We start from the raw sequence: 14836 nt of genomic DNA, 5'->3' as shown, positions 1-14836 counted from the left end.
CGGCCGTCACGACCTCCCAGTCGAAGGTCAGGTCGCCGTCCGGCCGGGCCGGGGCGGTCGGGCCGGACGGGGGCGCGGTACCGGTACGTCCTCCAGGACGAGCCGGCTCACCCGCCCCGGCCGGTCCTGGGCGAGCAGGTAGGCCACCACCCCGCCCAGAGAGTGCCCGATCAGCTCCACCGTGCCGAGACCCAGCGCGTCCAGGAAGCCGAGCACATCGGCTCGCATCAGATCGAGCGAGTACACACCCGGCCAGTCGCTTCGGCCGTGGCCGCGCAGATCGAGGGCGTGCACGCGTCGACTGCGGGCTAGTGCTGTGGCCGGAATGGTTTGCCGGAAAGCTCGCGGCGTCCGGTGCGGTGCATCGCAAGGCGGAGCGTCGCCCGCGTACCGGATGTACTCGGGCGATGCGACAACGCGGCGAGGTGCCGTGCCGGGCGTCGCGAGCCGGTGAACCTTTCCGGCCACAGCACTAGAGCTCCCGGGAGGGGCCCGGCCCCCGAGCCGCCCCTCCCGGGACACCACCCCACCACCGGCCCGTTCCCAGGACGGCGCCTGCCCGACACGGACGCCCGTCCGCGTCTCACTCACGGAAAGGCACTCCCATGGTCAACATCGCCGATGTCACCGCGGCCCCCAGCCCCGACCTGCTCACCCCGGACAACTGCGCGGTGCTGTTCGTGGACCACCAGCCGCAGATGTTCTTCGGCACCGGCAGCGGCGACCGCACCGCCATCATCAACTCCACCGTGGGCCTCGCCAAGGCCGCCAAGGCCTTCGACGTCCCGGTCGTGCTGAGCACCGTGGCCGCCGAGTTATTCTCCGGCCCGATCATGCCGCAGCTGGCGGAGGTCTTCCCCGAGCAGAAGAGCATCGACCGCACCACGATGAACGCCTGGGAGGACCTGAACTTCGTCGAGGCGGTCAAGGCGACCGGCCGCAAGAAGCTCGTCATCGCCGGTCTGTGGACCGAGGTCTGCATCGTCCTGCCGACGCTCTCCGCGCTCGCCCAGGGCTACGAGGTCTACGTCGTCACCGACGCCTCCGGCGGCGTCACCCCGCAGGCCCACGAACACGCCGTGCAGCGCATGATCCAGGCCGGAGCGGTCCCGGTCACCTGGGTGCAGGTGCTCCTGGAGCTCCAGCGCGACTGGGCTCGCACCGAGACGTACGCCGCAGTGGGCGACGTGGTCAAGGAGCACGGCGGCGCCTACGGCCTCGGGATGGTCTACGCGCAGGCCGTCATCGGCGCCCACGCCGCCGGCTGATCCACTCAGCACGCAAGCAGTCAGGGACCGAGTCAGGAAGGGGCAGGACGAGATGAACGCTGGACTGCTGCTCCTGCGACTGGTGGCGGGACTCCTCATCGCCGGTCATGGAGTGCAGAAGGTGAGCTTCCACCTCGGGGGCCACGGGTTGGCCGGCGGAACCGAGGAGTTCCGCCACGACGGATTCCGCGGCGGCCTGCTGACCGCTGTCGTCGCGGGGGCCAGTCAGATCGGGGCCGGCCTGTTCCTGACCGCCGGGCTGCTCACACCCCTGGCGGCGATGGCCGCCATGGGCGTGATGACGGTCGCGGGCACGGTCAAGTGGTCCCACGGCCTGTGGGTGCAGAACGACGGCTACGAGTACCCGATGGTCCTGGTCGCCATCGCTGCGGCGCTGACCCTCACCGGGCCCGGCCGCTGGTCCCTGGACCACGCGCTGGGCGTCACGCCCTGGCCGTTGTGGGTGGTCCTGCCGGCCGTCGTGATCGGCCCGGTGAGCGGACTGCTCACCCGCGTGGTGCTGCACCGCACGCCCACCGCACCGGAAAGGAAGCCCTATGCGCAGGCTGCTGAATGACGCGGTCCGCACGCTCGTGCCGCCCGCGGAGGACCGCCACGGGCCTCTGCCTCCCCTGATGCTGACGCTGACGGTGGTCACCGGCCTGGTCGACGCGGTGAGCTATCTGGCGCTCGGGCACGTCTTCGTCGCCAACATGACCGGCAACGTGGTGTTCCTGGGGTTCGCGCTGGCGGGCGCCGCCAACCTGTCCGCACTCGCCTCCGTCGTCTCGCTGACGGCGTTCCTCCTCGGCGCGCTCGCCGGCGGCCGGGTCGGCACGAGGTTCGCGGCCCACCGCGGGAATCTGCTGAAGACGGCGACCGCCCTGCAGACGGTCCTGGTCGCCGTCACCGTGGCCGTCGCCGCGGTCACCGGCGGCCGGGTCACGACCGGCGTCCAGTACACACTGATCGTGTTCCTCGGGCTCGGCATGGGCCTGCAGAACGCTGTCGCCCGGCGCCTGGGCGTCCCGGACCTCACCACGACCGTGCTGACCCTGACCCTGACGGGGCTGGCCGCCGACTCCACCCCGGCCGGCGGCGCGGCACCGCGGCCCGGCCGCCGGATCCTGTCCGTGCTGGCGATGTTCCTCGGCGCCCTCGTCGGAACCGGACTGCTGCTGCACGGTCACCTCGTGCTCACCCTGGGCCTGGCCCTGCTGCTCCTCGCGCTCACCTCCGTGGCCACTCACCGCCTCTCGGCCGGCGGCGCCCCCTGGACCCGGTCGGAGTCCTGAGGGCTGCCCGTCCCGCAGCGGCCCCGCCGCACAGGAGCACGGACGCGGCGCCGGCCCGGGCCGGTGCGCCGGCGGACCACGACCGGTGCGCTCGCAGTCGACACTCGGCGGTCGGTGACTCCTGGCGTCTCACTCGACCGCACCCACCTGGCGGGGCATGTCCTCCCGCACAGGTGGGTGAGGGCGCGCGGACTCGCCGTCTACCTCCTGGTCTTCCAGGGCGGTCAGGCGCTGGCGGCACCCCTGTGGGGCGCGGTGGCCGACTGGCTCGGGCTCACGGCCGCCCTCCTGGCCGCAGGTGCCCTGATGCTGCTGAGCGCGGCCAGCGTACGGCGGTGGCCGTTGCACGACGAGGAGGGCATCGACCCCTCGTTGTCCGACCACTGGCCCGCTCCCCGCTGGTGTTCGAACCCGGAGAGAGTGACGGCCCGGTGCTGGTCTCGGTCGTCTACCGGGCCGCCCCGGACCACCGCGCCGAGTTCACGGACCGGATGAGCCATGTCGCCCGGTCCAGGCGCCGTACGGGAGCCCTCGAGTGGGGTCTCTTCCAGGACGGCCACGACCCGGAGCGGTTCGTCGAGAACTACCTGGTGGCCTCCTGGGCGGAACACCTCGCCCAGCACCACAGCCGCCTCACGGTCACCGACCGCCGCCACGAGGAGCGGGCCCGCGCGCTGCTCGTTGCGGGCACCCGGCCGGAGGTCACCCACGCCTTCGCGGCCGGTTCGGGACCCGTCGTGCCGGATCGGGCCTGACGCGCGGAACGGGCCCGCGCCTCGGTGTCACGGGCGGGGAATGTTACGCAGGTTGGCCCGGGCCAGGTGCACCATGCGTCCGACGCCCCCGGTCAGGACCGTCCGGCTCGCGGACAGCGCGAAGCCGCTGATCTGCTCGGCGGTGATCTTCGGCGGCACGGCCAGCGCCGCGGGGTCGGTGACCACGTCGACCAGCGCCGGTCCGTCGTGGGCGAAGGCCTCGCGCAGCGCGTCGCGCACCTCGGCGGGCTTCTCCACCCGGATGCCGCGCGCCCCGGCCGCGGTGGCGATCGCCGCGTAGTCGGTGTGCGGGTAGGTCGTGGCGTGCGGGGGCAGTCCGTCGACCATCATCTCCAGGTCGACCATGCCGAGGGAGGAGTTGTTGAAGACGACCACCTTCACCGCAAGCCCGTACTGGACGAGGGTGAGGAAGTCGCCCATGAGCATGGAGAACCCGCCGTCACCGGAGAGGGAGACGACCTGCCGGCCGCGGTCGAGGAACTGTGCGCCGATGGCCTGGGGCAGCGCGTTGGCCATCGAGCCGTGCACGAACGAGCCGAGGATGCGGCGGCGGCCGTTCGGTGTGAGGTAACGCGCCGCCCACACACAGCACATCCCGGTGTCCACGGTGAACACCGCGTCGTCGGCGGCCTCTTCGTCGAGCACCGAGGCCACGTACTCGGGGTGGACGGGGGTGTGTCTGTCGACGTTGCGGGTGTAGGCGTTCACGGCGCCCTCGAGCGCGTGGGCGTGCCGCTCCAGCATCCGGTCGAGGAACCGGCGCGTGTGCTTCTCCCGCACCGCCGGGGTCAGGCACCGCAGGGTCTCGCGGACGTCTCCCCAGACGGCGAAGTCGAGTTGGGTGCGCCGGCCCAGCCGCTCGGGCTGCACGTCGACCTGGACGGTGCGCACATGACGGGGCAGGAAGTCGGTGTACGGGAAGTCGGTGCCGAGGAGCAGCAGCAGGTCGCACTCGTGCATGGCCTCGTACGCGGCTCCGTAGCCGAGCAGCCCGGACATGCCGACGTCGTACGGGTTGTCGTACTGGATGTGCTCCTTGCCGCGCAGGGCGTGCCCCACCGGTGCCTTGACCTTCTCGGCGAAGGCCATCACCTCGGCGTGGGCGCCCGCGACTCCGCGCCCGCAGAACACCATGACGCGTTCGGCGGCGTCCACCAGCTCGGTGAGCCGGGTGATCTCCTGATCGCTGGGGCGGATGGCGGGCAGGTCCAGGGGCATGGCGAGTTCGGGTGCGGCGTCCGGGGAGTCCTCGGCGGCGGTGTCGCCGGACAGGGCCACGACGGAGACGCCGCGCCGGCCGACGGCGTGCTGGATCGCGCTCTGCACCACACGCGGCATCTGGCGGGGCGAGGAGATCAGCTCCGAGTAGTGGCTGCACTCGGCGAACAGCCGGTCGGGGTGCGTCTCCTGGAAGTAGCCCGTGCCGATCTCGCCGCTGGGGATGTGGGCGGCCAGGGCGAGCACCGGCGCCATCGAACGGTGGGCGTCGTACAGGCCGTTGATCAGATGGAGGTTGCCCGGTCCACAGGAGCCCGCGCAGGCGGCCAGCCGGCCGGTGAGCTGGGCCTCCGCCCCGGCCGCGAACGCCGCGACCTCCTCGTGCCGGACCTGGACCCACTCGACGGCGTCGTGCCGCCTCACCGCGTCGACCACGGGGTTCAGGCTGTCCCCGACCACCCCGTAGATACGGCGAACACCGGCCCGGGCCATCAGGTCGACGTACTGTTCGGCGATGGTCTGCTTGGCCATGGCACTCCTCGGATTCCTGCTCGGGGGCGGGCGCGGCCGTACGCGGGCACGGCGGTGCCCGCGTCGCGCCCGGACGACGTTAGTCAGCGCGGGTGAGCGGTACTTGACCGTCAGCGCACGAGATCGGTTCCGGTAGCGCACCCTTCGGTGACTGGCCGGTGCCGGTCCTCGTCGGCCGTCGGGTGGAGGGGCCGTCGGCAGGGAGAACGGAGAGCCGCCGAGTTCGCCGACTGCATTACTGCTCTCGCCCGGCCGATTCCCGCAAAAAACACGAAAGCGTGGCGTTCACGGGGAACGTCACGCGGGGAAATGCAACTGCTGTGAGACCGACCGCGGTGGGAACGGAAAGGCGAGCGGAAGGCCGCCATCGTGCACTGTGGGAACAGAGGCGGTGCGCTGCTCGCACACCCGGCCGCCGTGAGCGGCGGCCGGGCCGGGTGCGCGAGGCGTCAGCCCAGTTCCGTGTCCAGCCAGCGCAGGACGTCGGGCGTCACCGGGTCGGTGATGTCGGCGAACTCCTCGTGCTTCTTCAGGAACTTGGCCACGTAGGGGCAGACGGGCACGATCCGCTTCCCGGAGGCGCGCACGTCGGTGAGCGCCTGCTGGACCAGCTGGGAGGCCAGGCCCTGGCCGGCGAAGGCGTCGTCGACCTCGGTGTGGTAGAAGACCCGCTGGTCACCGCGGTCGCGGTAGGCGGTCAGCCCGGCGCGCGTGCCGTCGACCAGGATCTCGTAGCGGTTCTTCGCGTCTATCCGCTCGACGACGGGAGCGGCGGAAGACTGGCTCATGGGATGCCTTTCAGGGTGGGGTTCAGTGACGCGGCGGATTTCTGCGCGGCGTGATGACGGCGTTCGGCAGGGCGGGGGCGGGAAGACGGTTTCCCGCATATCCTTCCACGACGCCGAAGCGGTCCGAGGAGTTCTGCCATTCCTCCCGGGCCTTGGCAATGTCCTCGTGGTTCCGCCCGATGAAATTCCACCACATGACGATCTCCTCCTCGAAGGGAGTTCCGCCGAGCAGCACCGTCCGTGCGATGTCGTCCGACTCGTTCGTCAGCGTCAGCGTGTCGGTGCCCGGGTGCGCATAGCCCAACTCCGCGCGGTGCAGCAGGACATCGGCGAGACGGACGTCTCCCTGGTCGACGAGAAGGCCGTGTTCGAAGTCGGGGTCCACGGCGAGCGTGACGGCCGCGTGCGGCTCGAGGACGATCTCGGCGCCGAGCAGGGGGCTGAAGGTCCGCACCGGCGAGGTGGCCCCGGCGAGGGAACCCAGGAAGACCCTGATCTCGGCCCCGTCGATCCGTACGGCCTCGGGGACGTGGTGCTGGAAGTCCCGTGCGGTGTCGCGGTGCTCGTCCGGCAGCGCAACCCAGAGCTGGACGCCGTGCAGGATCGTGGTCCGCGGGGTGGAGACCTCCGAGTGGCTGATGCCGTACCCGCCCGTCATGAGGTTCAGCTCGCCCGGCCGTACGAACGCGTGGCTGCCCAGGCTGTCCCGGTGCTCGATCTCGCCGCTGAACAGCCAGCTCACCGTCTGCAGCCCGGTGTGGGGATGTGGGGCGACGTCCATGCCGCCCGACTCGGAGACGTCGTCGGGCCCGTAGTGGTCCGCGAAGCACCAGGCCCCGATCAGGGTCCGGGCACGCTGCGGCAGGGTGCGCCGCACGGTCATCGCCCGCGGGCCGCCCAGGGGCACATCGCGTGGGGTCAGTACGTCGACCCGTGGCGTCGTGGCCGGACGCTCGTCGTCCACCGATGCGCCGCACCGCAGCTCCATCGGTTTCGTCTCGACATTGCTCACCGTGGACCGCCTTCCAGCCCGCCATTTTGTTCTATATTCAACTACCACGCCCGATCATAGGGCGCCGGCACCGCGCACACCAACAGGCAGGGAGCCTCAGCGGCCCCCGAAGGAGTCCCAGGTTGAGCACCCACCCCACCGGGTCCGCGATCCAGCGGATCTTCATCGACAAGCAGAGCCCCGCCGCCTATCAGGCGCTGGTGCGGACCTCCGAAGCCGTACGGGCGGTCGCCGCCGAGGCGGGGCTCGACCGGACGCTCGTGGAACTGGTCAATCTGCGTGTGTCGCAGATCAACGGCTGCGCGTACTGCCTCAACGTACACACGAACGCCGCCCTGCGCGCGGGTGAGACCCCACAGCGCCTCGGTGTGCTGGCGGCCTGGCGGGACACCGAACTGTTCACGCCCGACGAACGCGCGGCGCTCGCGCTCGCCGAGGCGACCACGGACCCCGCCGACACCACCGCGCAGGAGGTTGCGTACGGCACCGCCCGGGAGGTCCTCACCGACGACCAGATCTCCGCCGTGATCTGGGTGGCGGTCACCATCAACGCCTTCAACCGGGTCTCGGTCATGAGCGGGCACCCGGTACGGCACCGGTAGGCGTGGTCGACGGTCCTCCCGGGCGGTCATCTCCGAACAAGATGACCGCCATCCGGAACCATCACGACGGATGGGGAAGCAAAAGGAGCGGGCGAACGCTTACGCCCCCGTGAGAGCACCGAGGAAGCTGCTCGATCACCGCCAGGCGTCCTTCCGAGCCGGCCCCGCCGGCTCCCCGTCCCGAAGAAGGTCCCCGTGTCCCAGTCCTCCGGCCTCCGGACTCCGTCCAAGGTCACCAGTGCCGCACCCGCGCACGGTGTGCCGGGCTGGCTGATCGCGTTGCTGGCCGTCGCCTCCGGCATGACGGTGGCCAACCTGTACTACGCGCAGCCCCTGTTGTCGTCCCTGCGGGACGTCTTCCACATCAGCACGGCCACCGCGGGCACACTGATCACGCTCACCCAGATCGGCTATGTGATCGGCATGCTCTTCCTGGTGCCGCTCGGCGACCGGCTGGAGAAGCGCGGCCTGATCACCGTCCTGCTGACGGTCACCACCCTCGCGCTGGTGGCGGCCGGCCTCGCGACCGGGTTCCCGATGCTGCTGGCCGCCTCCCTGATCAGCGGTGCCACGTCCGTGGTCGCCCAGATCCTGGTTCCGTTCGCCGCGAGCCTCGCCCCGGACCACGCCCGGGGGCGGATCGTGGGCCGGGTGATGAGCGGCCTGCTCACCGGCATCCTGCTCTCCCGCACCCTCAGCAGCCTGGTCTCCGACGTCGCCGGCTGGCGCGTCGTCTACCTCGGCTCCGCAGCCCTGATGGCCCTGCTGGCCGTGGCCCTGCGTGCCGCGCTGCCCAAACACGCCCCCACCACGACCGTCCCGTACCACCACGTGCTGCGCTCCACCGCCGCACTCGTGCGCAGGCATCCCGTGCTGCTGCGCCGCGGCCTGTACCAGGCGGCGATGTTCGGCGCCTTCAGCGCCTTCTGGACCACCGTCTCCTACGTCCTCACCGGCCCCCGCTTCCACTACTCCCCCGTCGGCGTCGGCATCTTCGCCCTCGTCGGAGCCGCCGGTGCGGCCATCGCCCCGCTGGCCGGGCACTGGGCCGACCACGGGCTGACCCGGCGCATGACCGGTGCCGCGTTCGCCGCCGCCGCGCTGGCCTTCGCGCTCGCCGGCTTCGGCGGGCACAGCGTCGTGCTGATCGCCCTCGCCGCCGTCGTCCTCGACATGGCCGTCCAGACCACCCTGATCCTCGGCCAGCACACGGTCTACCAGCTCGACCCGGACGCCCGGGCACGTCTGAACAGTGCCTTCATCGCCACCTTCTTCCTCGGTGGCGCCCTCGGCTCCCAGCTCGGCTCGATCGCCTACCGCGCCGGCGGCTGGGACGCGGTCACCGCCCTCGGTGCGGCCCTGCCGGTCCTGGCGCTCCTCTACTGGACCACCGAACACCGCCGCGCCGCGCGGAGCCCCGAACACGACGCCGAGTGACGGGCGCCGCACCGCCCGGACCGAAGTGCCGCACGGGGTTCTTCTTCGGACCAGACCCCGTGCGCTCCTCGGCAAGCCGCTCCCCCGGCCCTGCCCTACGGTGATCGCCACCATCAACCGTCAGATCCCGCTGACGAACGCAACCGCACGCACAGTCGTAGACAGGGGGCGGCATGAGACACCCTCTCCCCGGTACCTCGGACGACAGGTCGGTCGTCCACAGGACCGAGATCATCGTCTCCGTGGCCGACGAACCACCGGTACCACTCCCTGCCGAGCTCCGCTACGACATGAGCGACCCGTATGCCGTGCGCCTGTCGCTGGGCACCCCCGGCGCCTCCTCCGTCGACTGGGTGTTCGCCCGGTCGCTCCTCGCGGACGGTCTTCGCCGGTCCGAGGGGATCGGGGAGGTGGTGGTGATCCCGCCGCACCGGTGCCACCCGGACACGCTCCGCATCCTGCTCAGGACGCGGACCGGGGCGGCGGTCCTCGAGGTCGGGATCCGTGCGGTCACAGCCTTTCTGCGACGGACCGACACGATGGTGCCGCCGGGCACCGAGCACCGTCACATCGACCTGGACGGCGTCGTCGCCAGGCTCACGGCCGGCAGCGAGTGACACCCGGCACCCCTACCCTCTGGTCCCACCACGGACTCGGTGCGCTCAGCGGCACCTCGCCGTGCGCTCCCGGGCAACCCGTCCCCCGTTCCCGCCTCTAACGTCGGCCGCGTATTCACGGCACCGCATCGCAGGAGGCACGTCATGACCACCGGTTCCCATCCCACGAGCAGCCAGCCGTGGCTGCATCAGAAGGGCGAGGTCATCCAGGAGTTCGGGACCGTCAAGCAGTTCCCCGTCGCGCTGTCCTACGACGCGCGCATGTACTCCTGCCAGCGCCTGAACAAGGCCCTGGCCGACACCCAGATCCTCTACAGCCTCTACAAGAAGCACCACTGGCTGCTGCGCGGCGCGACCTTCTACCAGCTGCACCTGCTGCTGGACAAGCACGCGGAGCAACAGCTGGAGCTCGTCGACACGATCGCCGAGCGGGTCCAGACCCTGGGCGGCGTCGCGGTGGGCGACCCCCGGCACGTCGCGGAGATCACCTCCATTCCGCGTCCGCCGGACGGCGTCGAGGAGGTCCCCGCCATGCTGTCCCGGCTGCTGGAGGCCCACGAGACCATCCTGGCAGACGCGCACGACGCGGCTGCCCGGACCGCCGAGCTGGGCGACGACGGCACCAACGACCTGCTGGTGTCGCAGGTGATCCGCACCGGTGAGCTACAGGCCTGGTTCCTGGCGGAGCACCTGGTCGACACCCCCCTGGTCCGCTCCTGAACGGAACGCACCGCCCACACCGCACCGGGCGCGGCAGCCGGCCTCGTCCTGGGCCCCACGCCGGGCGCCGGCCCGACGAGCGACGAGGACAGGGATGAACAGCCGTGGGAGCCGCTCCGGGAGCCCGGCGCCGAGTGGCGCCTCCGGTCCCCGTGGCGGTCCCCGCTCGGCCCACCGGCCGATGCGGTGGGGGCGGGGGCCGGGCGCCGGTATGCCGGGCCGGGACCCGGGTGAGCCGCACCGGACCGCCACATCCCTGGAGCTCCTGTTCGACCTCTGCTTCGTCATCGCGGTGGCCCAGGCGTCCCACAGCCTGAACACGGCGGTGACCGCCGGGGACTACACCGGCGGGTGCCTGCGCTTCGCCCTGGTCTTCTTCACGATCTGGTGGGCGTGGATGAACTTCACGTGGTTCGCCTCCGCCTACGACCCGGACGACGTCCCCTACCGGTTGACGGTGCTCATCCAGATCACCGGGTCCCTCGTTCTCGCCGCCGGCGTACCGCGGGCGTTCGAGGACGGTGATCTGCGCGTCATCACACTGGGATACGTGGTGCTGCGTGTGACGCTGGCCGCTCTGTGGCTGCGGGCCGCCCGATCGGATCGGCGCCGGCGGCGGACCGCTCTGCGGTTCGCGACCGGGGTGACGGCCTGCCAGGCGGGCTGGGTGGGGCTGCTCTTGGTTCCGGCACCGGCGCGGCTGCCCGGCATTATCGTGATGATCGTCGCGGAGGTCTCGGTCCCGGTGTGGGCGCAGTCCGCCGGTATGACGCCGTGGCACCCGCATCACATCGCCGAGCGCTACGAGCTGTTCACCCTCATCGTGCTCGGTGAGTCCGTCGCGGCCGCCACCACGGCGGTACGGGACGCGTTCGACCGGCACCACAGCGCGTGGGCGCTGTACGCCCTGGCGGCGGGCGGTCTGCTCATGGTCTTCGCCATGTGGTGGCTGTACTTCACCCGGCCGGCGCACACACTGCTCGCCACCACGCACCAGGCCCACCGCAGGAGGTTCACCTGGGCGTACGGCCACTACCTGATCTTCGCCTCGGCGACCGCCTCGGGAGCCGGGCTGGCGGCGTACGCCCAGCTGGTGACGCGGCGCACCGATGTCTCCGCACCGGCGGCAGGTGCGGCCGTCACCGTCCCGGTGGCGATCTTCCTGATCACGGTGTGGGCCGTCCATGTCCGGCCACACCGACGTGGTGGACTCGAACGGCTTCTGTTCCCCGCCTGCGCGGTCGCGGTCCTGGCGGCCGCCTGCTCCCCGGCACCGGCCCTCGTCGCCGGACTGCTGCTGGCCGCTCTGGTCGCCGTGGTCACGGTGACCGACCGGTCCGGGCGAGCGGCGCAGGTGGAGGGGTGACGCGGAGACTCCGCCCGGCGCGGTGCCGGTTCTTCACCGCCGACGCGTCGACGGATGGCGGCGGACTGCTGCCGGACGGGCTGCGCACCTACATGCGGGTCGTGGCCGCCACCGGAGCGATCGAGCAGCAGCTGCGCGCGCACGTCCGCCGCACGCCACCCCGCAAGCCGGGCCCGGGCCGCGAACCACCGCTGCGGCCCGGCAAGGTGATACCTCCCGATGTCCGGCGGCGTGACCCTACCCGGTCGGCCGTATGACGGCGCCGTCACGATCCCGCAATCACCTGCACACAACCGGATCGGACCGGTCACTCGCCACCCCTGCCACGCCCCGCCAGGGTGAACACCCATACGGGTGACTTGTCACTCACCCCACCGGGGTACGGAAAAGGAACACTGCCCTGTTCAGCGCCACTGTCGTTTCGTCGCGATCGAATACGAGTGGCAACTTGAGTATGTCCGACACAAACTGAAGCGCGTGGAGCCGTGATCAGATAAGAGTGCGCGACACCGTGGCTTCCGGATTGCTCGGTCCGGGCACTGCCGAGCACGGAAGACACCGGACCGGTCACCCGTGGCCGGTGGTGGTCGGATTTCCTCAAGGAGCTTGAATGGTAGACAGGTCTGCCGAGGCGCTCGTCCTCGGTCAGGACGAACCCGCGATCGCCCGGCGCGGCGGCGCCGGCCCGGCGAGGGACACCGAGAGGAAATTCGCCGAAGTTCTGGCCGAGGTCGTCGACATCGAAAGCGTATCGGCCGACAGTCATTTCTTCGAGGATCTCGGCGCCAATTCGTTGGTCATGGCGCAATTCTGCGCACGGGTCAGGAAGCGCCCGGACCTTCCGTCCGTCTCGATGAAGGACATCTACCAGAACCCCACGGTCCGCTCTCTGGCGGCGGCCCTCACGGACGCCGCACCGGCTCCCGCCGACTCCCCCACGCCGACGACACCACCGGCACGGATGCCGGCACCGACTCCGGGGAGTACGCCGCGCTATGTCCTGTGCGGCACACTCCAGTTGCTGTTCTTCCTGGGCTACTCCTTCGTCACCGGACTCGTCGCGGCCAAGGGCTACGACTGGGTCTCCGACGGTTCGGGCGTGGCCGACGTCTATCTTCGCTCGGTCGTCTTCGGCGGTCTCGGTTTCCTGGCCCTGTGCGCGTTCCCGATCGTCGCCAAATGGGTTCTCATCGGTCGCTGGAAACCCCGTGAGTTCCCCGTCTGGAGCCTGGCCTATCTGCGCTTCTGGGTCGTCAAGGCGCTGCTCCACGCCAATCCGATGATTCTCTTCGTCGGGAATCCGCTGTACGTCATGTACCTGCGGGCGCTCGGCGCACGGATCGGCAAAGGCGTCACGATCCTCTCCCGGTCCGTGCCGGTCTGCACCGACCTGCTCACGATCGGCGCCGGATCCGTGATCCGCAAGGACGCCTTCCTCCTCTGCTACCGGGCGCACGCCGGTCGCATCCAGACCGGCCGCATCACCCTCGGCCGGGACGTGTACATCGGCTCGAAGACCGTGCTCGACATCGACACGTCGATGGGCGACGGAGCCCAGCTCGGCCACGCGTCCGCCCTGTACCGCGGCCAGACCGTCCCGGCGGGCGAGCGCCGTCACGGGTCACCGGCCCAGCCCACGGACATCGACCACGTCAGGGTCGCGCCGGCCCGGTGCGGCACTCCCCGCCGGGCCTGGTTCGCCCTCGTCAGCCTGCTCCAGCTGTTCCTGCTGTACATTCCGCTGGCGGTCGGCGGTCTGTACATGCTCTTCACCTGGATCCCCGTGCTCGACGACCGGCTGAACCCGGACGACGTCGGCATCCTGACGACGGAGTTCGCCGTCGACACACTGCTGCTGTCACTGGGGCTGTTCTTCGGTTTCGTCGTGGTGGGCCTCGCCGCCTTGTTCGCCGTGCCGCGTCTGCTGCACCTGGCCGTCAAGCCCGACACGGTGTATCCGCTCTACGGCTTCCACTACGCCGCGTTCCGGACGATCTCCGGGATGACGAACATCAAGTTCTTCGCCTGGCTGTTCGGTGACAGTTCCTACATCGTCCATTACCTGCTGGGCCTCGGATACGACCTGTCCCGTGTCGAGCAGACCGGGTCGAACTTCGGCACCGAAGTGCAGCACGAGACCCCGTACCTGGCAACGGTCGGCAGCGGCACGATGGTGGCCGACGGGCTGTCCATCCTCAATGCGGACTTCTCCAGCACCTCCTTCCGGGTATCCCGGGCGTCGATCGGCGCGCGCAACTTCCTCGGAAACAACATCGTGTATCCGGCGGGGGCCAGAACGGGCGACAACTGTTTGCTCGCCACGAAGGTCATGGTCCCGCTCGACGGAGAGGTCCGCGAAGGCGTCGGACTGCTCGGCTCCCCCTGTTTCGAGATTCCGCGGACGGTGGAGCGCGACACCCGGTTCGACCATCTCAGAACCGGCGACGAACTGCGCCGCCGGCTGGGCGCGAAGAACCGCTACAACCTCCGCTCGATGGCGCTGTTCCTGTTCGTGCGCTGGCTGCACACCTTTGTGCTCACGGCGTTCGCTCTCGCCTCCGCCGACCTGTACGGAGTGCTGGGTTATGTGGTGATCTCCGGTTATCTGGCGCTCACGCTCGCGTTCACCGCCTTCTACTGGGTCCTGGTGGAGCGCTGCTTCACGTTGTTCCGTCCGCTCCGTCCCCAGTTGTGCTCCATCTACGACCGGGATTTCTGGTACCAGGAGCGCCTGTGGAAGGTGCCGTCGGCACACCTCAACGTCTTCAACGGAACCCCCTTCAAGAACGTGATCTGGCGGCTGCTGGGGGTGCGCATCGGGCGCAGGGTCTTCGACGACGGCCTGTATGTGACGGACCGGACGCTCGCCGCCATCGGCGACGACTGCACGCTCAACGCCGGCTCCAAGATCCAGTGCCATTCGCAGGAGGACGGCACGTTCAAGTCCGACCACTCCGCGCTCGGTGCCGGCTGCACCCTCGGGGTCGGCGCCCATGTGCACTACGGCGTGACGCTGGGCGACGGCGCCGTCCTGGCTCCCGACTCCTTCCTCATGAAGGGCGAGGAAGTCCCCCCGAACGCCCTGTGGGGCGGGAACCCAGCCGTCGAGTTGTCCCCTGCGCCGGGCGGCGGCAGCGGATCGACGACGGCGCCGGGCACGCCCTCGGTGAACGGCGCCGCCACGACTGTGAGTTGAGGAACTTCAG

At 70.4% G+C, this 14836-nt stretch carries 16 protein-coding genes; 12 read left to right on the top strand and 4 right to left on the bottom strand.

Annotation, left to right across the window (positions count from 1 at the left end):
• Positions 1-27: 27 nt before the first annotated feature.
• Positions 28-294, bottom strand: coding sequence for an alpha/beta fold hydrolase (locus ACZ7L1_RS13155; protein WP_471436738.1), 267 nt, complete (start codon positions 292-294; stop codon positions 28-30).
• A gap of 311 nt (positions 295-605) precedes the next feature.
• On the opposite strand from ACZ7L1_RS13155, the gene ACZ7L1_RS13150 reads away from it, so the two are divergent.
• From ACZ7L1_RS13150 to ACZ7L1_RS13130, 5 genes are all read left to right on the top strand, one after another.
• The gene (locus tag ACZ7L1_RS13150) at positions 606-1268 is read left to right on the top strand and encodes a hydrolase (RefSeq protein WP_471436737.1); all 663 of its coding nucleotides are present in this window, start codon (positions 606-608) and stop codon (positions 1266-1268) included.
• Positions 1269-1320: 52 nt separating this feature from the next.
• Entirely contained in the window at positions 1321-1845 is a 525-nt protein-coding gene (locus tag ACZ7L1_RS13145; protein ID WP_471436736.1) for a DoxX family protein, read from the top strand.
• A complete protein-coding gene (locus ACZ7L1_RS13140; RefSeq protein ID WP_471436734.1) occupies positions 1826-2563 on the top strand; it encodes a YoaK family protein in 738 nt (245 codons plus the stop codon). The genes ACZ7L1_RS13145 and ACZ7L1_RS13140 overlap by 20 nt, the downstream gene beginning before the upstream one ends.
• Positions 2564-2626: 63 nt before the next feature.
• A complete protein-coding gene (locus ACZ7L1_RS13135; protein WP_471436732.1) occupies positions 2627-3058 on the top strand; it encodes an MFS transporter in 432 nt (143 codons plus the stop codon).
• A complete protein-coding gene (locus tag ACZ7L1_RS13130; RefSeq protein WP_471436730.1) occupies positions 2965-3318 on the top strand; it encodes an MFS transporter in 354 nt (117 codons plus the stop codon). The genes ACZ7L1_RS13135 and ACZ7L1_RS13130 overlap by 94 nt, the downstream gene beginning before the upstream one ends.
• Positions 3319-3345: 27 nt before the next feature.
• Here ACZ7L1_RS13130 and ACZ7L1_RS13125 read toward each other — a convergent pair whose 3' ends face one another.
• The 3 genes from ACZ7L1_RS13125 to ACZ7L1_RS13115 all read right to left on the bottom strand — a co-directional run bounded on the left by ACZ7L1_RS13125 (position 3346) and on the right by ACZ7L1_RS13115 (position 6888).
• Positions 3346-5088 (bottom strand): pyruvate dehydrogenase, encoded by a 1743-nt coding sequence (locus ACZ7L1_RS13125; RefSeq protein WP_471436728.1) that lies wholly within the window; start codon positions 5086-5088, stop codon positions 3346-3348.
• A 449-nt stretch (positions 5089-5537) separates the two neighbouring features.
• Positions 5538-5876, bottom strand: coding sequence for a GNAT family N-acetyltransferase (locus ACZ7L1_RS13120; protein ID WP_388996318.1), 339 nt, complete (start codon positions 5874-5876; stop codon positions 5538-5540).
• Between the two features lie 22 nt (positions 5877-5898).
• Complete coding sequence (locus ACZ7L1_RS13115) at positions 5899-6888, bottom strand: pirin family protein (RefSeq protein WP_471436726.1); 990 nt, start codon at positions 6886-6888, stop codon at positions 5899-5901.
• A 122-nt stretch (positions 6889-7010) separates the two neighbouring features.
• Here ACZ7L1_RS13115 and ACZ7L1_RS13110 point away from each other — a divergent pair, with 122 nt between their 5' ends.
• From ACZ7L1_RS13110 to ACZ7L1_RS13080, 7 genes are all read left to right on the top strand, one after another.
• Positions 7011-7490, top strand: coding sequence for a carboxymuconolactone decarboxylase family protein (locus ACZ7L1_RS13110; RefSeq protein ID WP_471436724.1), 480 nt, complete (start codon positions 7011-7013; stop codon positions 7488-7490).
• Positions 7491-7748: 258 nt separating this feature from the next.
• A complete protein-coding gene (locus ACZ7L1_RS13105) occupies positions 7749-8927 on the top strand; it encodes an MFS transporter (protein ID WP_471436942.1) in 1179 nt (392 codons plus the stop codon).
• Between the two features lie 173 nt (positions 8928-9100).
• Positions 9101-9544, top strand: a complete 444-nt coding sequence (locus ACZ7L1_RS13100; protein ID WP_471436723.1) for an SsgA family sporulation/cell division regulator — start codon at positions 9101-9103, stop codon at positions 9542-9544.
• A 144-nt stretch (positions 9545-9688) separates the two neighbouring features.
• Positions 9689-10264: a Dps family protein gene (locus ACZ7L1_RS13095; RefSeq protein WP_471436721.1), complete on the top strand. Its 576-nt coding sequence runs from the start codon at positions 9689-9691 to the stop codon at positions 10262-10264.
• Between the two features lie 211 nt (positions 10265-10475).
• The gene (locus ACZ7L1_RS13090) at positions 10476-11630 is read left to right on the top strand and encodes a low temperature requirement protein A (protein WP_471436719.1); all 1155 of its coding nucleotides are present in this window, start codon (positions 10476-10478) and stop codon (positions 11628-11630) included.
• Positions 11627-11887: a hypothetical protein gene (locus ACZ7L1_RS13085; RefSeq protein ID WP_471436718.1), complete on the top strand. Its 261-nt coding sequence runs from the start codon at positions 11627-11629 to the stop codon at positions 11885-11887. The genes ACZ7L1_RS13090 and ACZ7L1_RS13085 overlap by 4 nt, the downstream gene beginning before the upstream one ends.
• 353 nt (positions 11888-12240) lie before the next feature.
• Complete coding sequence (locus tag ACZ7L1_RS13080) at positions 12241-14826, top strand: Pls/PosA family non-ribosomal peptide synthetase (RefSeq protein ID WP_471436716.1); 2586 nt, start codon at positions 12241-12243, stop codon at positions 14824-14826.
• Positions 14827-14836: the final 10 nt, after the last annotated feature.

This window comes from Streptomyces sp. NPDC107546, assembly GCF_055639175.1.
Note: the sequence above shows the minus strand (reverse complement) of the source record. Positions and strands in the feature narration are given on the sequence as shown.